This is a genomic window from Scandinavium lactucae (assembly GCF_033843265.1).
GTDB lineage: Bacteria > Pseudomonadota > Gammaproteobacteria > Enterobacterales > Enterobacteriaceae > Scandinavium > Scandinavium lactucae.
The window spans coordinates 184,422-206,776 of the sequence record NZ_JAWXRD010000040.1 but is presented as its reverse complement, the minus strand read 5'-3'; the positions used below and the strand labels follow the sequence as shown (position 1 = coordinate 206,776).

19 protein-coding genes are annotated in these 22,355 nt (G+C 53.1%); 7 read left to right on the top strand and 12 right to left on the bottom strand.

The annotated features are described in order from the left end of the window. Positions 1-61: 61 nt before the first annotated feature. Positions 62-1,588, bottom strand: a complete 1,527-nt coding sequence (locus tag SIK69_RS18690; protein WP_319630358.1) for an MltF family protein — start codon at positions 1,586-1,588, stop codon at positions 62-64. 268 nt (positions 1,589-1,856) lie between these two features. Between SIK69_RS18690 and SIK69_RS18685 the strand changes: the two genes are divergently transcribed. Further along, positions 1,857-2,222, top strand: coding sequence for a phage holin family protein (locus tag SIK69_RS18685; RefSeq protein ID WP_319630359.1), 366 nt, complete (start codon positions 1,857-1,859; stop codon positions 2,220-2,222). A 45-nt stretch (positions 2,223-2,267) separates the two neighbouring features. Here the strand turns inward: SIK69_RS18685 and SIK69_RS18680 are convergent, their stop codons facing one another. Together SIK69_RS18680 and SIK69_RS18675 are read right to left on the bottom strand one after the other, a co-directional pair. Next, complete coding sequence (locus tag SIK69_RS18680; protein ID WP_319786769.1) at positions 2,268-3,452, bottom strand: aminotransferase-like domain-containing protein; 1,185 nt, start codon at positions 3,450-3,452, stop codon at positions 2,268-2,270. Between the two features lie 79 nt (positions 3,453-3,531). Beyond that, positions 3,532-4,143 (bottom strand): class I SAM-dependent DNA methyltransferase, encoded by a 612-nt coding sequence (locus tag SIK69_RS18675; RefSeq protein ID WP_319630361.1) that lies wholly within the window; start codon positions 4,141-4,143, stop codon positions 3,532-3,534. Between the two features lie 112 nt (positions 4,144-4,255). Between SIK69_RS18675 and SIK69_RS18670 the strand changes: the two genes are divergently transcribed. The 3 genes from SIK69_RS18670 to SIK69_RS18660 all read left to right on the top strand — a co-directional run bounded on the left by SIK69_RS18670 (position 4,256) and on the right by SIK69_RS18660 (position 7,735). After that, entirely contained in the window at positions 4,256-5,455 is a 1,200-nt protein-coding gene (locus SIK69_RS18670) for a TCR/Tet family MFS transporter (protein ID WP_319630362.1), read from the top strand. A 14-nt stretch (positions 5,456-5,469) separates the two neighbouring features. After that, on the top strand, positions 5,470-6,108 hold the full coding sequence (locus tag SIK69_RS18665; RefSeq protein ID WP_319630363.1) for a TetR/AcrR family transcriptional regulator: 639 nt from the start codon (positions 5,470-5,472) through the stop codon (positions 6,106-6,108). Positions 6,109-6,460: 352 nt separating this feature from the next. After that, a complete protein-coding gene (locus SIK69_RS18660; RefSeq protein ID WP_319630364.1) occupies positions 6,461-7,735 on the top strand; it encodes a Glu/Leu/Phe/Val family dehydrogenase in 1,275 nt (424 codons plus the stop codon). Positions 7,736-7,933: 198 nt separating this feature from the next. Here the strand turns inward: SIK69_RS18660 and SIK69_RS18655 are convergent, their stop codons facing one another. Then, positions 7,934-8,491 carry a hypothetical protein gene (locus tag SIK69_RS18655; RefSeq protein ID WP_319630365.1) on the bottom strand — a complete coding sequence of 186 codons (558 nt, stop codon included), beginning with the start codon at positions 8,489-8,491 and terminating at the stop codon, positions 7,934-7,936. Between the two features lie 169 nt (positions 8,492-8,660). Here SIK69_RS18655 and tam point away from each other — a divergent pair, with 169 nt between their 5' ends. Beyond that, positions 8,661-9,422, top strand: coding sequence for a trans-aconitate 2-methyltransferase (gene tam, locus SIK69_RS18650; RefSeq protein ID WP_319630366.1), 762 nt, complete (start codon positions 8,661-8,663; stop codon positions 9,420-9,422). 212 nt (positions 9,423-9,634) lie between these two features. Here the strand turns inward: tam and SIK69_RS18645 are convergent, their stop codons facing one another. Then, complete coding sequence (locus SIK69_RS18645) at positions 9,635-10,549, bottom strand: bestrophin family protein (RefSeq protein ID WP_319630367.1); 915 nt, start codon at positions 10,547-10,549, stop codon at positions 9,635-9,637. 166 nt (positions 10,550-10,715) lie between these two features. Here SIK69_RS18645 and SIK69_RS18640 point away from each other — a divergent pair, with 166 nt between their 5' ends. Next, entirely contained in the window at positions 10,716-11,840 is a 1,125-nt protein-coding gene (locus tag SIK69_RS18640) for a Fic family protein (protein WP_319630583.1), read from the top strand. 187 nt (positions 11,841-12,027) lie between these two features. Here SIK69_RS18640 and SIK69_RS18635 read toward each other — a convergent pair whose 3' ends face one another. From SIK69_RS18635 to sad, 6 genes are all read right to left on the bottom strand, one after another. Further along, on the bottom strand, positions 12,028-13,479 hold the full coding sequence (locus tag SIK69_RS18635) for a tagaturonate reductase (protein ID WP_319630368.1): 1,452 nt from the start codon (positions 13,477-13,479) through the stop codon (positions 12,028-12,030). Positions 13,480-13,595: 116 nt separating this feature from the next. After that, a complete protein-coding gene (locus SIK69_RS18630; RefSeq protein ID WP_319630369.1) occupies positions 13,596-14,123 on the bottom strand; it encodes a GNAT family N-acetyltransferase in 528 nt (175 codons plus the stop codon). Between the two features lie 95 nt (positions 14,124-14,218). Then, positions 14,219-15,658: a GGDEF domain-containing protein gene (locus tag SIK69_RS18625; protein ID WP_319630370.1), complete on the bottom strand. Its 1,440-nt coding sequence runs from the start codon at positions 15,656-15,658 to the stop codon at positions 14,219-14,221. A 163-nt stretch (positions 15,659-15,821) separates the two neighbouring features. Then, entirely contained in the window at positions 15,822-16,748 is a 927-nt protein-coding gene (glsB, locus tag SIK69_RS18620; RefSeq protein WP_319786768.1) for a glutaminase B, read from the bottom strand. Between the two features lie 48 nt (positions 16,749-16,796). Further along, positions 16,797-18,386 carry a methyl-accepting chemotaxis protein gene (locus SIK69_RS18615; protein WP_319630372.1) on the bottom strand — a complete coding sequence of 530 codons (1,590 nt, stop codon included), beginning with the start codon at positions 18,384-18,386 and terminating at the stop codon, positions 16,797-16,799. Between the two features lie 114 nt (positions 18,387-18,500). Beyond that, positions 18,501-19,889, bottom strand: coding sequence for a succinate-semialdehyde dehydrogenase (gene sad / locus SIK69_RS18610; protein ID WP_319787218.1), 1,389 nt, complete (start codon positions 19,887-19,889; stop codon positions 18,501-18,503). A 102-nt stretch (positions 19,890-19,991) separates the two neighbouring features. Between sad and ptrR the strand changes: the two genes are divergently transcribed. Then, positions 19,992-20,864, top strand: a complete 873-nt coding sequence (ptrR, locus tag SIK69_RS18605; RefSeq protein ID WP_319630373.1) for a putrescine utilization regulator PtrR — start codon at positions 19,992-19,994, stop codon at positions 20,862-20,864. Here ptrR and SIK69_RS18600 read toward each other — a convergent pair whose 3' ends face one another. Next, positions 20,865-22,349 (bottom strand): glucosyltransferase domain-containing protein, encoded by a 1,485-nt coding sequence (locus SIK69_RS18600; protein ID WP_319786767.1) that lies wholly within the window; start codon positions 22,347-22,349, stop codon positions 20,865-20,867. It lies immediately after the preceding gene. Positions 22,350-22,355 lie beyond the last annotated feature (6 nt).

Below are 22,355 nucleotides of genomic sequence, written 5' to 3'. Positions count from 1 at the left end.
TATAGAAGCCGTGTTGCTGCGTTTATCTATCGATCTCATGTTGATTCCTGGGCTAAGGAGTTCAGTTCGGTGGCGTAGCCGGTTCCGGTTGCGGTTGCGATTCAGCCAATTTAACGGCTTTTTGTTTTCGTGCGATCTCATCCATTACCAGGCGATAGGCAATGTAGTATTTATAAATATTGCTCACGTAGGTCACCGTTTCAGCACCAATCTTTTCGGCGGCCAGATTTTCAACGTTGCCAAACCAAACGTTAGGATCGAAGCCGCGCTTTTTAGTTTCCGCTCGAAGGCGCGCAATCCTGGCGGGTCCGGCATTATAGGAGGCAAATGAAAAAAGAGCCTTATCCAGTGGGGTCATTGGCTCGTCGCCGTAATACTGGTCTATCATCCAGCGCATGTATTTCACCCCGGCATTAATGTTCGGTTCCAGCTGACGAATATCGCCCACGTTGAGCTCCTTCCCCGTTTTCGGCATCACCTGCATCACCCCAATCGCCCCGACCGGACTTCTTACCGACTGATTCAGGCGTGATTCCTGATAACCCTGCGCCACCATCAACAGCCAGTCGACGTTGTAGTGCTCACCATATTTCCTGAACACGTTCACCATCGATAAAAATTTTCGCCGCCCTTGCTCGGAAGTGGCGTCTTTAACGTATTTGGCACTCTTCAGGTAACGTAATAACAGCGTATTGCCGAGCGTGCTGCCGAGTTTATTCTGCTTCACAAAGTCATTCAGCAAGGCCAGAAGTTGTGGGCTGTCTTTACGTACCGCCCAGGCGATATCCGCGTGATCTCGCAGCACAATGTCCTCGTGAACCTGAATTTTGGGGAATACCTGCTTCCAAAAAAGTGCCTTATGTTTATCAACGACGATCATTGGCACCAGCCCGGCGTTAAGCATTTCAATCAGGTCTTCATCCTCCAGCGCTTCAGGTGCAGGTTCCAGCGTCACCAGCGGTATTGACTCTTTCGCGAATCGCGCATTTAACGCCACCAGACTCTCGTAATAGCTCGAGGAATAGCGGACAAAGACCGTTTTGCCGGAGAGCTGCTCCAGGTTTTCGACTTTCGGCGAGAAAGGCCCGGTGAGCAACAACTCTTGCGCGTTCGGGTAAAGCGAATCACTGAATGCCACGAACGTCTGACGCGCCGGGGTAATGGTCAGATTGGCCGCGATGATATCGCCCTTCCCCTCCTTTAAGGCGGTGAAGAGCTGTCCCCGCGTGACAGGCACGAACAGGACTCGCACCCGAAGATGCCGGTGGCTGAGCTTGTCCTGCTTCATTAATTTTTTGTTCAGATCGCGCTCAAATACCATAAACAGATCATGCGTCAATCCGCGCTGCATCCCTTTATCGATGAAGAAGAACGTCTTGCTGTAGGTTGTTAATACGCGGATCACCCGCCGGTCATACATGCCCGGCAAATCCCCGACCCAGGGTTGCTGGATATCGTCCAGATTCACCGCCAGCGCATCCGCCGGAGGGGCTTTGGTTGGCGCGGCGTAGGCTGCGCATAGCAAAAAAGAGACGATTGGCCCGATAATGAGCGTGTTGATGAGGCGTTGCGACAAAGAGGCATTCATGGAGCGATACTCCGCAAGATGCATCTTTATAGATTAGTCAATCCGTGCCAACTTACCCCTCATTATTCCAAAACCCCATAAAACCAACAGTAAGACTGTTTATTACGGCCATAACCTCACAGTCAATCATCTTTCGTCATTTCCCTCTTATTTCCTCAATTTTAGATAAATTGAGTTGTGTTGTTTTTTGATTGTACTGTTCAGGTATTGGGCGTGTATTTTTATCCGTATCGTTAATTGTTCATCGCTTACTTCTGAGGATTTAATTATGGTTGGTGCATCACAATTCAGAGATATTATTTTTCTGGATAAAGAAATATTAGCGGCTGTTATTGGAATATCAGCCTGGGGTGGTTTGGTCCGCTATATTGTGCTTAGGAATAAAGCAATAACTCTCAAGGACATTCCTGGTGTTATCTGTCAGATGATAGTTTCCTGTTTCACCGGTATGCTTTTAAGTATTTTTGTCCTCTCCCGAAACGCGCAGGACGACAAGCTATTATTGATGGCTGGGTTAGGCGGCCTGTTCGCAGGGCCGTTAATTACCTTACTGGGTAAAAAACTGGCGAAACATATCGAGAAAGAAGCCGGGCCTATGTTGCTAAAGTCAGAGGATAAAAATAGCGAGATTTAATTTCAGGCCCGGTGGCATCGCGCCACCGGGCAAAACAGACAGGAATTATAGCGCCGACTTCAGACGCTTAACCGCTTCGTACAGTTGATCTTCCGTGGCGGTCGCATAAGAGAAACGCAGCGTTTTCTTATCGGCGCAATCGCTAAAGAAGAACTCGCCCGGCACGTAAACCACGCCCTTTTCCAGGGTGCTCTTCAACCACTGGGTGGTGTCAAAATCGTAACGGAACTGGGCCCACAGGAACATGCCGCCCTGAGGCTGATTGAAAGTAATGTGGTCGTCGAGTTCCTCTTTCAGGAAACGCGACAACGCCTGGCATTTCTGCTTATAGGCTTCACGAATCAGCGCAATTTGTGGTTCGAGACGATCCATCGTCAGGTATGCCGATACCAACGATTGGGTAAAGGAGTTAGCGTGCAGATCGGTCGCCTGTTTGACGATGGCCACTTTCTGCTGCATCCATTCCGGCAAAATAATCCAGCCTACGCGCAGGCCCGGAGCCAGAATTTTTGAGAACGTTGAGGTGTATACCACGCTGTGATGGTCGCCTAACGCTGCGGCGGTCTGGAACAGCGTTTTCTGACGCTCTTCGGTAAAGCTGATCGCACCATACGGGTCATCTTCGATGATCACGAAATCATGCTTAATTGCCAGCTTCACCAGCTTCTCACGGCGCTCGGCGCTGAGCGTGGTGCCACTTGGGTTGCCGAACGTCGGCACAATATAAACCGCTTTAATACGGGTGGTATTAAGCAGCGCTTCCAGCTCATCGACCTTCATCCCGTCGGCATCGCTGCCCACTGATTTCACTGTCGCTTCGGTGAGGCTGAGAATTTGCAGGGTCGCGAGATAGGTTGGTCGTTCGACCACGAATACGTCACCCGGATTTGCCAACGAACGAATCAACAGATCCAGCGCCTGTTGCGAACCGGAGGTGATTAGCAGGCGATCGGCTGAGGTCGTTATTCCACGCGCCTGGCACAAGCCCACCAACTGCTGGCGTAACTCCACGTTGCCTTCGGTTAAGCCGTACTGAAAGGCATCGCCAAAGCTCTCTTCAACCACGCGCTGTGTGGCGGTGGCGAGACCTTCTTTATCAAATAATTCCGCGGAAGGAATGCCCCCGGCCAGGGAAATGATGCCGGGCATTTTACTGTGTTTTAACAGTTCTCGGATGGCGGAGGGTTGCAGTTGTTGGATGCGGTCTGCGAGGTGATTGCTCTTGCTCATATTTATTTCTCTGTTTTTTATTCAATTGAAATATACATAGTCAACAAATGAATAAGCAATGCCTTTGACCGACAATTTGTTATCTCACCTGCGCCAGCCACACGGTCCTGCCGCCGCATTGCGGATCCTCAGTCAATTGTTTTACCACTTGAAAACCATTTTCATCGAGCAATTGACGGTACTCGTCGTTACCCAGACTCGCGTGGTATAGCGTTTGCCCGATAAACTCACCTAACGCTTCGCCGTTTTCTGGCCCACTGGTAAATATCAGCGCCGTTCCCGGCTGACAATGCTGATGAAACACAGGAAACATCTTGCGTTGGTCGCTGCGTGTAAGATGAAAAAAACTATCCCAGGCTATTACCCCGGAGAATGTTTTATCCAGTGCGAGGGTCCGCATATCTCCCAAATGCCATTCACCCTGTGGAAAGCGCTGCTGACAGAGCCTAATCAGCGGAGCCGAACTGTCCACGCCACAGACGTCATAGCCATGCTGCAAAAAATAGCCAGCAATCGGGTCACCCCCGCCGCAGCCTAAATCGAGCACACACCCTTGTGAAGGCAGCAGAGCACGAAATCGTTCCAGCCAGGACTGTTCGATTAAATTCCCTTTGCGTACGCGGTCCCACTCCTCGGCACCTTCGTTATACAGGGCGATGATGTTCGCGGCTGACGGATGATCGTGTTCCATTTTCTTTCCTTACAGAGGTCGTGTTGACAAGCATACCGCTTTCACTCAGACTAATTTTGTACTCAGTATATTTTAATCCTCAGTACACTTTTCCATCTCTTAGAGAAACATTATGAATAAGTCACTGATTGTTATCTTCACAACAATCTGCCTCGATGCTGTGGGTATCGGCCTGATTTTCCCTATTCTTCCGCGTTTGCTGGAGGATGTGGCCCATACCCAGCAGATAGCGCCCTACATCGGCATCATGACCGCGTTGTATGCGGCGATGCAATTTATCTTTGCGCCGATGCTCGGGGCATTAAGCGATAACATTGGCCGCCGTCCGGTGCTGTTGCTCTCTCTCGCCGGAGCGGCGATTAACTATATCGTGATGGCATTTGCACCGCAGTTATGGATGCTGTTCGTTGGCCGGGCGATTGCCGGGCTGACCAGCGCCAATCTCTCTGTCGCCACGGCCTATATCACCGACATCTCCAAACCCGAGCAGCGGGCGCGGCGCTTCGGCCTGTTCAATGCGATGTTTGGCATTGGTTTTATCATCGGCCCGGTGCTGGGTGGCGTGTTGGGTGATGCCTGGATCCGCCTGCCGTTTCTGGTGGCTGCGGTGCTCAACGGCGCTAACCTGCTGATGGCCCTGTTCCTGCTGCCGGAATCTCGCCAGCCCGCCCACCGTAAACTGCGGCTCTCCGCGCTCAATCCGCTTAAACCGCTGCGCTGGATATTTTCAATGAAAAAGTTGATGCCGATTGTGCTGATCTTTTTCATTCTTAGCGCGACCGGGGAAGTGTATGGCACTTGCTGGGCGCTATGGGGATATGACACCTTCGCCTGGAATGGGATGTGGATTGGTCTTTCCCTCGGCGTATTTGGGATTTTTCAGACGTTGGTCCAGGCCTTCTTACCCGGCCCAGCGACCCGCCTGTTTGGTGAACGCGGTGCGGCGCTGGTCGGAGTGGCGTGTTCATGCTGTGGGCTGCTGGTCCTGGCCTTCACCCAACAAAGCTGGGTAGTGTTTGCGATAATGCCGCTATTCGCATTGGGCGGCATTGGCTCCCCCGCCCTACAGGCGCTGGCGACGCGTCAGGTCGATGCCGACAGTCAGGGACAATTCCAGGGCGTGTTAGGTTCGGCCATTAGCCTGGCGTCGATCGTTGCCCCACTCGGCTTTTCCTCATTCTATTTTGTGGTGCAACAAAGCTGGCCGGGCGCTATCTGGCTTTCGGCCCTGGCCGTCTATGTGATTGCTGTGCCGCTCATTGTGCTGGGCACGCGTAAAACCGTCTCTAGCGAATCGACAGACGCCGCGTAATGAAAGGAGAAAAGATGTCAGACGCTCTTGATCGACGTTCCAGAAAACGGCTTGAAACGCGCCGCGCCATTTCCTGGGCCGCCACCGGCCTGTTTGCCGAAAAAGGGTTTGATAACGTCACTATCGATGAAATTGCCTCGGCTGCCGATGTAGGAAGAATGACGGTGTTCAACCATTTTCCGCGTAAAGAGGATCTGTTTTTCGACAGAGACGATGAAATCCGTGACACCTTGGCAGATGCGCTGCGCAAAAGAAAAGTGGCCGATTCAGCGATAGAATCCCTGCGTCTGCTGGCGCATCGGCTCATTGCTGAGCAACGCCCTTTCCTGCAGTTCTCCGAAGATAGCCAGGGCTTTATTGCGATTATTAACGGCAGTGAAACCCTGAAAGCGCGGGCCAGAGCTATTCGTGACGAAGTCGCTAACGGTATTGCCGGCGAACTGGCACGCGGCGCAGGCCTTGCTGAGCCCGATGCAGATGCCGACCTGGCCGCCGCATTACTCGTCGCCAGCTGGAGCGTAGCGCTCACCCGTGCGCATAAGGAATATCAGCTCACGCGTGACCCTACCCGCGCCGCCGCCATGTTTCTGGAACTAGTCGATAGAGGTGCTATAGGGCAAAAAGCGGCTTTAGCGGGGACGCCTTACGCCTGAGTCAGGCTGTCGTAAATATTGAACATCACCCAGGACGGTGAGATACAAAGTCAACACAGTTCATTATCATTATATTTACTTTTAGAGGCGCATCATACTTCTGAGAAATAGTTAATTTCAATGATTATGCACTTAAAATGAATGGATTCAGGCTTAAAAAGGCGCTCTTGCGCCTTTTTTTAATGGATAATTATTCAATCCTGCTGTTAAAAATTCCTTCCATCACCTCTCATTTTCGCGTTTCGTCTGATGCTAAATTTTAAAATAGTGTTAAATTTATACTCACATAGTCGATATCACTATGGTCCACGGCTAATTAAGAACATATTACCTACAATACTTAAGGTTCATCATGGATAAGTTATCTTACGCTTCAGATAGCAACACATCTGCCTGGAACACCTACCTGCAACAAATCGAGCGCGTCGCGCCCCACCTTGGCGAACTGTCCCGTTGGGTCGATACCCTTCGCCATCCAAAACGCGCCCTGATTGTTGATATTCCAGTACAGATGGACGATGGCTCCATTCGTCATTTCGAAGGATATCGCGTGCAGCACAACCTCTCCCGCGGGCCGGGTAAAGGCGGTGTTCGCTACCACCCGGATGTGGATCTGAACGAAGTAATGGCGCTGTCTGCCTGGATGACCATCAAATGTGCGGCGCTGAATCTGCCGTACGGCGGCGCGAAAGGCGGCATCCGTGTCGATCCCTTTGCGCTGTCAGAAGGCGAACTTGAGCGTCTGACCCGTCGCTATACCAGCGAAATCGGTATTATTATTGGGCCGCAAAAAGACATTCCAGCGCCGGACGTCGGCACCAACGGCAAAGTAATGGCGTGGATGATGGATACCTACTCCATGAATCATGGCACCACTATTACCGGAGTGGTCACCGGCAAACCTATCCATCTCGGCGGTTCGCTTGGACGTGAAAAAGCGACCGGGCGCGGGGTATGGATCAGCGGTCGGGAAGTTGCGCGTCGGGCCAATATCGCCGTCGAAGGTGCGCGTGTGGCAGTGCAAGGTTTCGGTAACGTTGGTAGCGAAGCCGCCCGTCTGTTCGCTGCGTCCGGTGCGCGCGTGGTCGCCATTCAGGACCATACCGCCACGTTATTCAACGCGATGGGTATCGACATGAATGCCCTCACCGCCTGGCAGATTGAGCATAAGCAAATTGCCGGTTTCCCGGGGGCTGAAACCATCGCCAGCGACGCATTCTGGGATGTTGACATGGACATCCTGATCCCGGCGGCACTGGAAGGTCAGATAACCCGTCACCGTGCCGAAGTGCTGAAATGTAAATTGATCCTCGAAGGCGCGAACGGTCCGACCTATCCGGATGCCGATGATGTGCTGGCCAGTCGTGGCATTATCGTGGTGCCGGACGTGGTGTGTAACGCCGGTGGCGTAACCGTCAGCTACTTCGAATGGGTTCAGGACATGGCAAGTTTCTTCTGGAGTGAAGAAGAAATTAATGCCCGTATGGACAAAATCATGACCGACGCGATGGTTCACGTCTGGGAAAAAGCAGCGGAAAAATCCTGCTCCCTGCGTACTGCGGCGTACATCGTCGCCTGCGAACGCATCCTGCTGGCGCGTAAAGATCGTGGTATCTATCCTGGCTAAAAGAAAAGGGGCCGAAGCTCTCAAACGGGAGCGCCTAAACCAGCCCCATATTGCGGTATACCCGTGTTAAGTGGATAAGAACTTCGCTCTGTGATATTCATCTTAAAATTAGCGGGGAGTGTCGCAGGACACTCCCCGCTAACGTAAGAAACTACCCCTGTTTGTTACTGCTATATGAAATACATTGACTGGACACAGCTACTTTTTTTGTGCCATGTTAAGCCGAATATTCCATGTTGAGTTGAACTGATTAATCATAATTCGATTTAACACAGCATTCTTTATATCAGAGCCAACTTTAAGTCCGATTGCATAGTTAGTAGAATCAAGAGGGGTTTCAGTATCAATGAATTGATTAATATATTCCACCCCTCTCGTTGTTAAAGAAGGATCAAGATTTAATTTCATTGATTGATTTCTAGGGTTTTTATCGCATATATCAACTGATTTTTCTTTAGCCTTTCCATTTTCAATCATATTATATATAGCAGTAACTGCAACGCCTAAAGAGCTGAATCGAGCATTCAGGCTGTAATGTGATTTAGTATTTGCAACAGATGCCAACATGGGATTGTTTTTTACATCTCTGTAAAGAGATAGTTCTTTGCTGATAATCCGAAAATCACAATTGGTGTTTTTTACATTAATCACAGAATCCGTTTTCTGATTTTTCAATATTTTTTTTGGATGCGTGTCATTGTTATGATTAATGCATTTATTAGAGAAACTAGGGAGTGGGGTGATTCTTCCTATCATATTATGCCTGCACTTTACAATCATTTAATTAAATTATTATAAACAGCATTACAATAAACATCTTTCACAAAACGATCATTTCAGTCAATTATTAACGAAACCTTTTCCTGTCGAATCCTACGCCCTGCACTATGCTGTATGCCATTGAAGCCGCGCTAAGGAGCCAAAGATGGCCGACTGGAACCCTTCCCTGTATTTGCAGTTTGCATCAGAACGCACACGCCCTGCCGCTGAGCTTCTGGCGCGCATTGCCAAACCCTCCGCGAGTTACATCGCTGATTTGGGCTGTGGCCCCGGCAACAGTACCGAATTGCTGCGTGCGGCCTGGCCGGATGCGGCGATTGTTGGCGTGGATACGTCCCCGGCGATGCTGGATCAAGCGCAAAAAGCACTGCCGGACTGTCAGTTTGTGAATGCCGATATTTGCCAATGGCAACCGGAACAGCCATTGGACGTGCTGTATGCCAACGCTTCGCTGCAATGGGTGCCCGATCACCCGACGCTATTCCCCTATCTGGCTTCGCTATTGGCGAAAGATGGCGTATTAGCGGTGCAGATGCCGGATAACTGGGAGGAGCCCTCTCATGCTTCAATGCGTCAGGCAGCGAATGAACTTGGGCATCCTCCGCGTGGCAGAACGCCGCTGGCTGGCGTGCAGAAATATTATGATTGGCTGAGCGGCAGTGGCTGTGAGGTGGATATCTGGCGGACGACTTATTTTCATCCGATGGAATCGCATCAGGCTATCGTTGACTGGCTGAGCGCGACCGGGCTGCGCCCTTATTTGCAGGCGTTGGATAGCCTCAGCCAGCAGGCATTTTTACAGCGTTATCTGCAACTGCTGGAAGCGCACTATCCTCGCCAGCAAAATGGGCAGATCCTGCTGGCGTTCCCGCGATTGTTCATCATTGCGCGTCGCGCTACCAGCTAAAATCGCGCACTAAAGATAAGTCCCACGCCGTCGCAAACAGGGATAAGAACAGAATGATGTTTACGGCGGTTTCTATTTTCTTTTCCATGATTTTGTTTCCCACGAGGATCCCCTTGATGGCCTGCTGACCATTATCTAGGGAAAATCTTAATGATTTCTTATCGGCCAGTGCTACAGATTCTTCCGATTAAGCATGAAATCGTCAAATTGCCTTAGGTGAGTTGATAGCATCTGTCTGGCAGAATCTTCGCCGGAATGTCCGTTTCATCGTTCATTTGCAACAGTTCAGTTTCGATGGCGGTACTGATAGCGTCCAGCGGCAGATCGTTATTTTCCACCCCAAACGGTTCTTCAAGTTCCTCGGCCAGCACATCGAGCGAGATGAAGGTGTAGGAAATCAGCACCGAGATAAATGGCGTCATGTAATGCAGGTCACCAACCAGCGCGAATGGCAACATGATGCAGAACAGGTACACCGTGCGGTGCAGGATCAGCGAATACGCAAACGGCACCGGCGTGCCTGCGATACGTTCACAGCCAGCCAGCACGACCGACATATCGTTGAGCCGATTATTCAGGCTGTGAAACAGAATGTCCGATAACGCGCCCTGCTGACGTTGAGCCGCCAGCCAGTTTCCCATCAACAGCAGAATACGGTTAGCTGGAGACTGGACGGCCAGCACTTGGGTCAGTTGTTCCTGCGTCAGATATTTCGCCAGCGTCGGTTCCTGCGGCACGTGCCGGAGCTGCATGCGCAGCGAGTGCGCAAAGGCAATTTGCAGGCGAACGAACGAGGCAATATCGGTGTCCGGTGGCAGCGTATTCTTCACTTCACGCAGCAGCGAACGGGAGGCAATCATCAACTGCCCCCAGAGCTGACGCGCTTCAACATAGCGCGAGTAGCAGGCGTTATTGCGAAAGCCGAGGAAAATCGCGATCGCCACGCCGAGGATGCTGAATGGCGCAACCGTCAGCTTTACACCCAGTGAGGAATACCACGGCAGCATCGCTATCACGGTGATGGAGAGCAGGAAGTTGAGCAGCAATCGGGAGAAAATCTTTGGTAACACCGAACCGTGCCAGACAAAAATACGGGACAGCCAGTGTTCGTGCGGTCTTACAATCATGGGTCATTATCATTTGAAGAAAGGCTGCGTTATTTAACGTGATCCAAATCACTCTTTCAAGTTTATTGCGACATCTCGCTACATTTTTATAACAACGCCAATTTTACTTTGTCATACATTCGGCTCATAATGTGAGCCAATTGACGCACTATTCGGCTCAGAGGTGATCATGACGCAATGGATCTGGCAACATTCGAACTGGCCTGCTTTTTACTGGCAGGATGAGACCGTTTTGCCTTTGCTGCGCCAGCTCCAGCGAAAATCCGGGGTATTGATTGGTCGTAGTGAAATGCAGGATGAAGATCGTCAGACGCTGGATGCCCTGCTCTCCAATATCCTCGCCTCGTCAGCCATTGAGGATGAACGCCTGAATGCGCAGTCGGTTCGCTCCTCCCTCGCCCGCCGTCTGGGGGTTGATGACGACACGCCGTTCCCGGTGTCCGAACGATCCGAAGGGGTGGCATCGATCATGCTCGACGCTATCGATAACCGCCATGAGCCGCTGTCGTTGGCACGTTTACACCAATGGCATCGCTGGCTTTTCCCGCAGGATCCGTGGACGATGCACGCGATCAACGCGGGTGAATTGCGCGGCGGCGAGCCGATGCAAGTCGTATCCGGCCGCTTAGATAAGCCAGTGGTGCATTTCGAAGCGCCTCCGCGTGAAGGGCTCGACGCCCGGCTGGACGCCTTTATCACCTGGTTCAATCAAAGCCACAACGATCCGCTGGCCGACCCGATTCTGCGTGCCGCAGTGGCACATTTATGGTTTGTCACCCTGCACCCTTATGATGACGGTAACGGGCGCTTAACCCGGGCACTCACCGATTTGGCGCTTGCTCAGGCGGATAATCAGAGCATCCGTTTATACGCCATGTCGGTGTCGATTCTTGAGCGGCGAAATCAGTATTATCAGATACTTGAGCACACGCAAAAAGGTGGGCTGGACATCACCGAATGGCTGGAGTGGTTTTTACAAACGCTCGATGCAACACTGGAGAGTGCGCTGGCCAGAATCGATAGCACGCTGGCGAAAAGCCGTTTCTGGAAACATCACGATGCGGTCCGGCATACGCTCAGCGCGGAACAACTGAAGGTTCTCAATCGTCTGCTCGACGGCGGCGAGTCTGGGTTTAGCGACGGGATCAGCGCCAGCCAGTATCAAAAGGTGGCGAAAGTGAGTAAAGCCACCGCCACGCGTCATCTCGCTTACCTGCTTGACCAGGGGTTACTCGAAAAGCTCCCCGGCGGAGGACGTAACACCCGCTATCAAATTGCCCAACCGACATGAGCCGAAAATGACGCTCAATTCGGCTCATGTTGTGAGCTGAATAATCGCCAGGTTCGGCTTATTTCCTCTTCGAGCGCTATTAAGCCCATTTCGCAGAGGAGTTAAAGAAAGTGTATTAACGAAAATAAAATGTATGTTGTAACTAATGAAGACTATTTAATACCCGGCTCGATGGCCGGGTCAGATTTTAGCAAAGCGGTTTGACCGCTTCACGCATGCCTTTGGTCAGGATGCTGTCGAGGTCACGCGTCACCTGCTCAACCAGACCGTGGACGTCGGTCAAATCCTGCTCCCAGTGATCTCTCACCGACAGTACGGACTCAACCAGCGACGTGGTGCTGATTTGCTTGTCGCGATGTAACGTCCACAGCTGCTGGTAGCGTTCCATCCAGTGTGCATCGTCCTGCACCGGATAACTTTCACCGTTACGTTCCGCACGATAGAACGCAATCAGCGCCGCCAGCGCAAAAGTCAGTCGAGCCGGTAATTTTCCGGTGGCCGCCTGCCCCGCCAACAGCTGCGGCAGAATACGGGTGCGGAATTTAGTCATGCCGTTCAGCGCAATCGACAACAACTGATGCTTAATATATGGGTTACGGAAACGACCGGTCACCGCACTGGCGAACGATTCCAGCTCATCGCGAGGCAAATCAAGCACCGGGATGATTTCCTGGTAAATCGCTTTTTCGACAAAAGCACAAACCTCTGTATCGTTCATCGCTTCACCCACGGTATCCAGCCCGGCCTGATACGCCACCGGCACCAGTGCAGTGTGCGCCCCATTGAGGATCGCCACTTTGCGTTCTTTATACGGTTTGATGTCATCGACAATCAGCACGTTGAGCGGGAGTTTATCGAGGCGTAATTCACTGGCCAACGTTTTCGGCCCCTGAATAACGAACAGATAGAAATGTTCGGCGGTATCGAGGAAGCCGTCTTTATAACCGAGTTCAGCTTCAAGCGCGGCAGCTTCATCACGCGGATAGCCGGTCACGATACGGTCAACCAGGGTGGAACAGAAGGCATTGGCGGTATTCAGCCAGGTGACGAACTCGGCGGGCAGCGCCCATTCATGGGCATAGCGCAGCACCAGTTCACGCAGCGCATCCCCGTTGTAATCAATCAGTTCGCACGGAATGATGACCCAGCCTTTGTCCGCCGCGCCGTTGAAATGGCTGTAACGTTCGAACAGCAAACGGGTCAGTTTGGCAGGATAGCTGACAGCTGGAGCGTCTTCGAATTTATCGCCCGCGTGATAGCTAATCCCCGCTTCGGTGGTGTTAGAGAAGACGAAGCGCATCTCCGGGTTGTGTGCCAGTTTCAGGAATTCCTGATAATCGGCATAGGCACTGATTTCACGGTTAACCGAGCGAATCAGACGCGCATCACTTACTGCCTCGCCCTGCTCGTTCAGACCGCGAATAATGGTGGTGTACAGGCCGTCCTGAGTGCTGAGCGACGGCGGAAAATCGCTGTCTATTGGGCGCACGATAACCACCCCGGCATTGAGGTCGGTGTGCTGGTTCAGGAGATCAATTTGCCAGTCGACAAAAGCGCGGAGAAAGTTGCCTTCACCGAACTGAATGATGCGTTCAGGGTACTGAGCGCCAGGAAAATCGCGGCGGTTTAATGTTTTCACAATGGTTTCCCTTATTGATTGGTCATACAGCCTGCGTTATTGGTCTAATAACTTATCAGACTTTAGAACCAGGAAACCCTGTTTTGATCAAACCGCTGGCAGCTTTTTAAAGGGGTTTACAGGAATTTATAAAATACTGAGGTGGCGGTCATCTCACCGTCCGGCATGAGCGCGTAGCGTGGGATCTCACCGACCTTTTGCCAGCCACACCGCTGATAGAAGCTCTCCGCGCCGCTCCCCGTCGCCGTGTCGAGCACCAGAACCGATTTACCCTGTCGCACCGCTTCCTGTTCCAGCGCCGTCATTAGCTGGCCCGCAATGCCCTGACGTCGGCCACGAGAGTGGACTAACAACTTTGCGACGTCCGCCCGATGCGGTTGGTTTTCTGGCAAATCGGTGATCAGTTGAACGGTACCTACCAGACTGCCGTCCGCCTGTTCCACGGCCAGAACCACGCGTTCACGGGCTGCCACACTTTGGGCAACCTTTTGCCAGAAAGCGGTGGCAGTATCCAGGTGAAGGGGTTGCATAAAGCTGACGGACGCGCCGCCGTGAACGCAGTCGACCAGAATCTCGGTCAATGCGGGCAGCCGTTGCAAAATATCATGGTGAGAGAGGGAGATAACCCGGGTCGACGACGTCATGTGAGGCTCCTTTAGAAGACCTCATCACTATCCACTTAACACGTTGATAACACAACTAGCCGACCATAGGGCTTACTTATTAGCGCCTCACGCGCTTAGGCGGAAGCTTCTTCATGGCGAATATCCGTTTCTGCCACTGATTTGGCGCAGGTCTTGTTACGCCCGGCTTTTTTGGCGCGATACAGGTACTCATCGGCTTCCACCAGCAATTCATTGAAAGCGTCGATGGTGTCTCGGGTATCCAGCGTGCCACTGCCAATTCCAATACTCACCGTGGTCCGCAAAGGTTGTTGTCGCCAATGGAAAACGGTTGATTCCACGCGGCGGCGGATGTTTTCTGCCAGTTGATAACCGTCCAGCGGGTCGAGGGTTTTCGCCGCCACCACGAACTCTTCTCCGCCCATACGCGCCACTAGCCCCTGCTCACCCACCACTTCACGAACCTGGCGAGCGAAAGCCGTCAGCACATAATCCCCACATTCATGGCCGTGGTTGTCGTTCACGCTTTTGAAAAAGTCGATATCAAGCAGCATCACCGTCATATGCTGACTGGCGTTCACCGGCTGTTTTTTCAGGGCTTCATACAGACCCGAACGCGAATAAACCCGGGTGAGAAAATCGAAGTCGGCACGCAGCGACACCTGGCGCATCAGATTGTTAATCGCCGCCACGCTGGTCGATACGATCACCGGACTAATCGCCAGGGTGGCTATCCCCAGACGAGTAGAAAACAGCTGTGCGGTTTGCAGCGGGCCGCTGACCGCAAGATTAATAACTGAATTGGCAACCAGAATGATTTCGGCGGCACCGGTAATGAGCGTCAGCGCACAGGTCACCGGCAGCGGATAACGGATCGCACACCAGATAAGTGCCGACAGCGGAAACGCCAGGCTGCCTGCCCCGCCGACAGCAATCGCCGCCAGCACTGAGAGCACCAGGAACAAGACCGGCAGCAGCTGTTTCCCGTGGATGCGGGTAATTTCATGCGGTAACGTCAGGGTCATCACGCAGGGTAAAATCAGTACTCCGGTGGAAAATTGCTCACTGAACCAGTCGGCCAGCGACGGCATAAACGACTGCCGGTCGATCCCCTCCGATCCTATCGCCCCCAGCAAGGCACAAAAGACCGCGGCAATCAGACAATAATAGAACAGACGCAGCGCGTTAATCGGGCCGGGCTCACTTCCCGCCTGATGTTTATCACGCATCACCAGCTGCGCCACGATCACGATAAACACCATATTCGACGCATTGATTATCAATGAGGCCATTCCCCATTGGGTGGTGACCACGTCAAAAAGCAGCATCGCGCCATAGCAAATTGCATAATAGTGCAGCCGGTTAAGCCATACGTAACGGGCGAATATCCCGGCCATAACCGCATTCAGCGGCCAGAACAGTGACAGCTCCTGCACCAGGCGCAGCATCGCGCCCACCGCATAAAACAGCGTGGTGATAGCAAACAGGAAAAGGGCATTACGCAGGATGTGCGCTTCACTAAATACGGTTAGCCGGGGAATAGAAATCGAACGCATTAATATCTTTCCATATAATCGCTAATTTCGATTATTTCGGGAATAACGAGGAGACCAATCGGGAATACGCACTACTATTGATCACAATGCGCATATTAACAATTATCCCGGGCAGTTATTTGTTACCCAGTTGCCCGATCCGTCGCGGATGCGTGTTGCCCGATCAATAGACCGAATGACCCATGCGCTGGGTGAGTTTTTCCAACACCGCCGCGCCCGCCAGCGAGTTACCGGCCACATCAAGCTCCGGGCTCCAGACGGCGATCGCCATCTCCTGCGGTACGATCGCCACGATCCCCCCGCCCACGCCCGATTTCGCCGGCAGTCCGACGCGCCAGGCAAACTCCCCGGAATTTTGATACATCCCGCTGGTCGCCATCAGCGCATTCACCTGCCGCGCCTGTAACGGCGTGATAATCGGTTGCTCACGCTGAGGGAAATGTCCCTGATTAGCAAGGAACAGGAAAGTTTGCGCCAGCTCGCTACAGCTCATTTTCAGGGCACAATAGTGGAAGTAGTTCTGTAAAACGGTGGTCACGTCATTATCGAAATTGCCGAACGATTTCATCAGCCAGGCAATGGCGGCATTACGCGCCGAGTGGTCGAACTCCGAACGCGCCACCACCGCATCGTAGGCGATATCGTCCACACCCGACAGTTTGCGCACTATTTCCAGCATCCGCTGACGCGGCGCACTGAGACGGCTTTGCAACATGTCACACACCACCAGCGCCCCGGCATTAATAAATGGATTACGCGGAATGCCTTGCTCAATTTCGAGCTGTAACAGCGAGTTAAACGGCTGGCCGGAAGGATCTTTGCCGACCCGCTGCCAGATCTCATCTTCGGCATAGTGGTTCATCGCCACCACCAGACTCAGCACTTTCGAAATTGACTGGATAGAGAAGCGTTCCTGTGCATCCCCGGCGCTGAAATGCTGCCCATCGACGGTGCTGATGGCAATCCCAAGCTTAGTGCCGTCGACGCAGGCCAGCGCCGGAATATAGTCCGCCACCTTGCCTTGCCCTATCAGCGGTTGCACTTCTGCCAGGACCGATTCCAGCATGCTGTTATTAATGACCGTTGCCACTCTTGCTCCTTGCCCACAGGCCAATTTCGGCCTGCGAGTATACCAGCGTCAGGCAGGCAGACGAAAGCGCATTACCGCCTGTGTGAGCTGTTGGGCGCTGGTTTCCAGCTGGCGTGAAGACGAAGCGGTTGAATTGACCAGCTCGCCGGTTTTACCCGCCACCTGATTGAGCGAATGCAGTTGTCGCGTCATCTGGTGAATATTTTCGCCCTGGCTGAGCGTGGCCTGTGAAATGTCGGTCAGTAAGGCGCTCAAATTGCCCACCAGCTGTGTCACCTGCTGTAAATTATCCTCCAGCAAACTCACCGCCCGCGATCCCTCCTCGATACCCTGCAAGGAATGGTTGATAAGCCCCTGTATCGTCTGCGTAGATTCACTGCTTTGTCGTGCCAGCAAACCCACCTCTTTCGCCACGACCGCAAAACCCCGGCCCTGATTTCCGGCATGCGCCGCTTCAATCGCCGCATTCAGTGCCAGAATATTGGTCTGAAACGCCACGCTGTCGATCATCGCCACAATCCCACGCATCTCCGCCGAACGGTCAACAATCGCCTGCATTGACGCATTCACCGTCACCATCATCCGATCCCCCCCGGCGGCGACCTGGCTGGCTTCTTCCGCACGTTCACGCGCCAGGCTTGCGTAGGTGGCGTTGCCCTCGACATGTGATTCCAACGCCGTAATGTGCCGGGTAACGTCATCCAGCTCTTGCGTCTGTTTCAGCGCCTGGTGGGACAGTTCTTCGTTACTGTGCGCCAGACGCGAAATATTGCCGGTGATCGAGCCAGTGGCCTGACTGACCTGAGTGATCAACTGCTGCAACCCGAGCTGCATACCAACCAGGCTGGCGCTTATCTGCGTCACTTCGCGATTAAAATGCGACACGGTCGGCACCGGCTGCGACAAATTCCCCTCCGACAGCGTTTTAACGTGTGCGATAAGAAGACGCAGCGGCACAATCACCCAGCGCAGCATGCCGCGCCACACCAGCAGCGCCACCACCAACAACGCCGCTGGAGCCAGCATGAACACTTGCTGGAGACGCGTTAAACTGCCGATTAACGACTGACGTCCTGCATCAGCGTGTTGCTGGCTTGCGGCCTGAAAGCGGGCATAGTTGTCGTTAAAGTCACGTTGAAATGCCTGCACCGGCACCGCGAAAAAGGCGTCAATCGATTGCGTTTTTTGCAGCCCGTTAAGCTGTTCCGCAATAGCGCCGTAGAACTGCTGATAGCTGTTAATAAGCGCGTCGTCCTTCGGTGGGCTCATCGTCAGCCACGCCTGCCACTCTTTTTGCGACAGGCTTAACATCTCGCCAGCATCCTGTAGCAGACCATCGGAACTGCCCACCGAGCCGGTCTCTTTATCCTGCATAAAATACACCCCGGCGCGATTAAGCAGGTCGCTGGCGGCCAAAAGAGACACCCGGGCCTGATCGACCTTAAGCTGTTGCAGATACGCACGCTGATTATGCTGCTCGCTCAGGCGGGCGTTATGCAGTGACCAGGAAAGCAGAAATGAGGACGCGATTTGCACCGCACAGAACAGCCCGATAATGAAGAAGATACCGGTCAGTAAACCAAATTGCTGAGGAAAGAAACGGCGGGTAAAGCGTGGGGTAATTTGCATTAAGTTCATGATTTTTCATCTATAACAACACGTTAGGCGCGAGTGTACGGAATGAAAATGACAGAACCATGACAGTTTTAAAAGCCCGGCAGGCGTAAGCGCCACCGGGCATTCAGCTGAGGACTACTGACGATCTTTCCACACGGTCTGTACGTTACAGAACTCATGCAGGCCGAAGTGCGACAGCTCGCGACCAAAGCCGCTTTTCTTTACCCCGCCAAAGGCGACGCGGGCATCTGAGGCGCTATAGCCGTTGATAAACACCCCGCCACATTCCAGCTCATCGGCAAAGCGCTGGGCCTGTTTCTCATCGGCGGTATACACCGTGGCGGAAAGACCGAAATCACTGTCGTTAGCGAGGGCCAGCGCATGGTCGGCGTCACGAGCAACGGTGATTGTCGCCACCGGGCCGAACATCTCCTGACGAAACGCGGTCATGTCTGGCGTGACGTTCCCCAACACCGTCGCAGGATAGTAGTTCCCTTTCCCGGCAATCTTTTCCCCGCCGAGCAGCAGCGTCGCGCCCTCTTCCAGCGTGGCGGTCACCTGCTCATGCAGTTCATCGCGCAGATCGTACCGCGCCATCGGTCCGATATAGTTTTGTTCGTCCTGCGGATTGCCCATTTTCAGTTTGGCGGCCGCCGCAACGAACTTCTCGGTGAACACATCGGCAATGCCCGCTTCAACGATAAAGCGTTTCGCCGCCGCACAGACCTGTCCGGTATTCTGATAACGGCCAATCACCGCCGCTTTTACCGCTTCATCTATATCGGCATCGTTCAACACGATAAACGGATCAGAACCGCCCAGTTCGAGCACGCATTTTTTCAGCGCGGCTCCGGCCTGGGCACCAATCGCTTTCCCGGCACGCATACTGCCGGTCAGGGTCACGGCGGCGATGCGTGAGTCGTTAATCATCTGCGAAACGCCCTCGTTGGTGGCATTCACCCAGCCGAATACGCCCGCAGGAATGCCCGCTTCACTAAAGATATCGCCAATCAGCTTCGCGCTACCCATCACGTTCGGGGCATGTTTCAGCAGGTAACTGTTACCCGCTAACAGGATCGGCACCGCGCCGCGCATGACTTGCCACAGTGGAAAGTTCCACGGCATCACCGCCATAATTGGGCCCAGAGGACGGTATTCAATCACCGCTTTGTTATTTTCGACCTGGGTGGCTTGCGTCGACAGCATCGCCGGACCCTGCTGGGCGTACCAGTCACACAGGTTGGCTGATTTGGTCACTTCGCCGCGGGCCTGAACAATCGGCTTGCCGATTTCACGGCTGATCATCTGCGCCATCTCTTCCGCGTGCAGACGCAAAACGTTACCCACGTTACGCAGCGCAGCGGCGCGATCGGCGACGGACAGGCGTTTCCACTGACGAAAACCGCTGTCTGCCAGGGCGACGGCCTGATTAACGTCATCCTGTGTGGCCCATGCCAGGGTCGATAGCGTTTCACCGGTGGCGGGGTTAAGGGAAATTGCGTGAGTTGCAGGTGATGTCATGATTTGTTCTCTCTGTTCACTGAGGCTGTTGCCTAATACTGGCCCACTCTGCTATTTATGGAAAATGAATAATATTAACCACTCCATTCACGATACGAGAATGCTATGGACTTAACCCAGCTCGAGATGTTCAACGCCGTCGCCCAGACCGGGAGTATTACCCAAGCCGCGCAAAAGGTGCATCGCGTACCCTCGAATCTGACAACCCGTATCCGCCAGCTGGAGGCGGATTTAGGGGTGGAATTGTTCATTCGTGAAAACCAGCGCCTGCGCTTATCCCCTGCCGGACACAGTTTCCTGCGTTACAGCCAGCAGATCTTAGCCCTGGTCGATGAGGCGCGAATGGTGGTGGCAGGCGATGAACCTCAGGGGCTGTTTTCGTTGGGCTCTCTGGAAAGTACCGCCGCGGTGCGCATTCCACCGACGTTGGCGCTGTACAATCAGCGTTATCCCAAGATTCAGTTCGATCTGGCGACTGGCCCGTCAGGCACCATGATTGACGGGGTGACCGAAGGCCGGTTAAGCGCGGCGTTCGTCGACGGGCCGGTGATGCATCCGAATCTGGAAGGTGTGCCGGTGTACCAGGAAGAGATGATGATCGTCACCCCGAAAGGTCATGCTCCTGTGATGCGAGCCAGTGAGGTCAACGGCACCAGTATTTACGCATTTCGCGCCAACTGTTCATACCGCCGTCATTTTGAAAGCTGGTTCCATGCCGATCGCGCCACGCCGGGGCGCATTCATGAAATGGAGTCTTACCACGGCATGCTGGCCTGCGTGATTGCGGGTGCAGGCCTGGCAATGATCCCCCGCAGTATGCTGGAAAGTATGCCCGGACATCATCAGGTCGATGCCTGGCCGCTGGCAGAGAAATGGCGCTGGCTGACCACCTGGCTGGTGTGGCGACGCGGCGGCATGACCCGCCAGCTCGAAGCGTTTATTAGCCTGCTGAACGAACAACCCCAGCCTGCATGCTGATCAGTTCGGTTGACAGAGGGTATTAAAATTCACCACCGCGGTTGAGTTGACCATGTACAGGGTGTAATCGCAGCTTTTAGAGACATATTTTTCGGGCCGGAAGTAGACAATTGACGCGTCCGCCCGGATGGCTTTCAGACCGGTACTTCTCTCCATCAGGAAATAAGGGTAGGTATACTTTGAAATCGCCGGTCTTATTTCGGTAACCAACGGGAAATTATTGCGGGCATGGGCGGTGTCAGGAACGATGACCAGCGTGCCGATAAACGAAATATTTTTCACCTCCTGCGTCGCCTTCACCCGGGCGACGTCTGCTTTAATCATCCACATCACCGAAGAGAGGTACTGCTGGTCCCGGTTCAGGGTATTAAACACGGTGGTCAGAGAAACCACCGAATAGAGCAGAACAATTCCCCATCCCGCCCCCACCGCGAGTCGCAGTCGTGGCGGCGTGACTGAAAAAATCACCAGCATACAAAATAGCGTATAGGCGCTGAAAGACGCCATCACCCGGGGCGCAAATAAGGGAACCTTGAGAAAAATCGACACGCCGGGAATAGAGAGCACAATCAGAACCGGCGCGAACAGGTAAAATAGCGCCGCCGGGATGCGCTGCGTGCGCGTCCTGTCCCGCAGAATTTCAACGGTCTGATACAGCACCGCTAACACCGCCACCAGTCCTGGCAGCCAGACAAAACTCATTCTCCAGCCGGGAAATGCCGCCTGAATAAGCGCATAAAAGTTGACAAGCGTGTCCGGCAACGCGGTGATAAACAGGCTCAGCGAAGGGACAAACTCGCTCTGCGTCAGGCTGTAATTGTCATTAATCAGTGCCGGGGCGATGAAGAATTTATACAGCAGGACCACCAGCCCCAGCGTCACGGCCTTAATCAGCAGGAAACGCAGCAGTGGCAAGCGAAGGCATATCAGCCGATAGCCCACGATAACAACGCAGGCCAGATATAGATTGATGGCAATCTGATACAGCATCAGCATGCTCAAAAGCAACCCGGCGCTGTACACCATGTCACGCCACAGGCTGCGCGGATAATACATCGCCGCCAGCATCGCCAGTGAAATGGCAAGCAAAATGCTGAAAGAATCCCAGATATAGAGCATCGGCTGCGACAGAAATGGATTGGCTAATACCCCCAACGACAGCAGAATAATGCCCGCAGGCGGCAGGCCGGACTGTAACCGACAGACAAATAATGCCGCTGAGAAACTGAGGGCGGTTAATCCGGCTAGCAGTGGGATCGGTGATATATCAATAAGCGTGGTATTGAACGCCAGTAAATAATGCAGCAGCGTGGTTAATGGCCGTCCGTTGGATAACCAGATGGTCCCGTCCCCGTTATAGAGACGGAAAAAGTCATCGCCGTAATAGATCTTATTGGTCCATAACGGCACGCTAATGAAAAGCGCAAAAACCAGACTGAAAAGACAAACCGTCTGCAGAAGATTCCTGGCATGCGTAGGCATCATTGATAC

Bases quoted from the DNA above. Each gene is read 5' to 3' on its own strand.
- SIK69_RS18600 (WP_319786767.1), bottom strand. From the start codon at position 22,349: ATGATGCCTACGCATGCCAGGAATCTTCTGCAGACGGTTTGTCTTTTC.
- SIK69_RS18685 (WP_319630359.1), top strand. From the start codon at position 1,857: ATGGTTGGTGCATCACAATTCAGAGATATTATTTTTCTGGATAAAGAA.
- ptrR (WP_319630373.1), top strand. From the start codon at position 19,992: ATGGACTTAACCCAGCTCGAGATGTTCAACGCCGTCGCCCAGACCGGG.
- SIK69_RS18665 (WP_319630363.1), top strand. From the start codon at position 5,470: ATGTCAGACGCTCTTGATCGACGTTCCAGAAAACGGCTTGAAACGCGC.
- SIK69_RS18625 (WP_319630370.1), bottom strand. From the start codon at position 15,658: ATGCGTTCGATTTCTATTCCCCGGCTAACCGTATTTAGTGAAGCGCAC.
- SIK69_RS18660 (WP_319630364.1), top strand. From the start codon at position 6,461: ATGGATAAGTTATCTTACGCTTCAGATAGCAACACATCTGCCTGGAAC.
- SIK69_RS18680 (WP_319786769.1), bottom strand. From the start codon at position 3,452: ATGAGCAAGAGCAATCACCTCGCAGACCGCATCCAACAACTGCAACCC.
- SIK69_RS18630 (WP_319630369.1), bottom strand. From the start codon at position 14,123: ATGACGTCGTCGACCCGGGTTATCTCCCTCTCTCACCATGATATTTTG.
- SIK69_RS18645 (WP_319630367.1), bottom strand. From the start codon at position 10,549: ATGATTGTAAGACCGCACGAACACTGGCTGTCCCGTATTTTTGTCTGG.
- SIK69_RS18615 (WP_319630372.1), bottom strand. From the start codon at position 18,386: ATGAACTTAATGCAAATTACCCCACGCTTTACCCGCCGTTTCTTTCCT.
- SIK69_RS18690 (WP_319630358.1), bottom strand. From the start codon at position 1,588: ATGAATGCCTCTTTGTCGCAACGCCTCATCAACACGCTCATTATCGGG.
- SIK69_RS18655 (WP_319630365.1), bottom strand. From the start codon at position 8,491: ATGATAGGAAGAATCACCCCACTCCCTAGTTTCTCTAATAAATGCATT.
- SIK69_RS18670 (WP_319630362.1), top strand. From the start codon at position 4,256: ATGAATAAGTCACTGATTGTTATCTTCACAACAATCTGCCTCGATGCT.
- tam (WP_319630366.1), top strand. From the start codon at position 8,661: ATGGCCGACTGGAACCCTTCCCTGTATTTGCAGTTTGCATCAGAACGC.
- SIK69_RS18675 (WP_319630361.1), bottom strand. From the start codon at position 4,143: ATGGAACACGATCATCCGTCAGCCGCGAACATCATCGCCCTGTATAAC.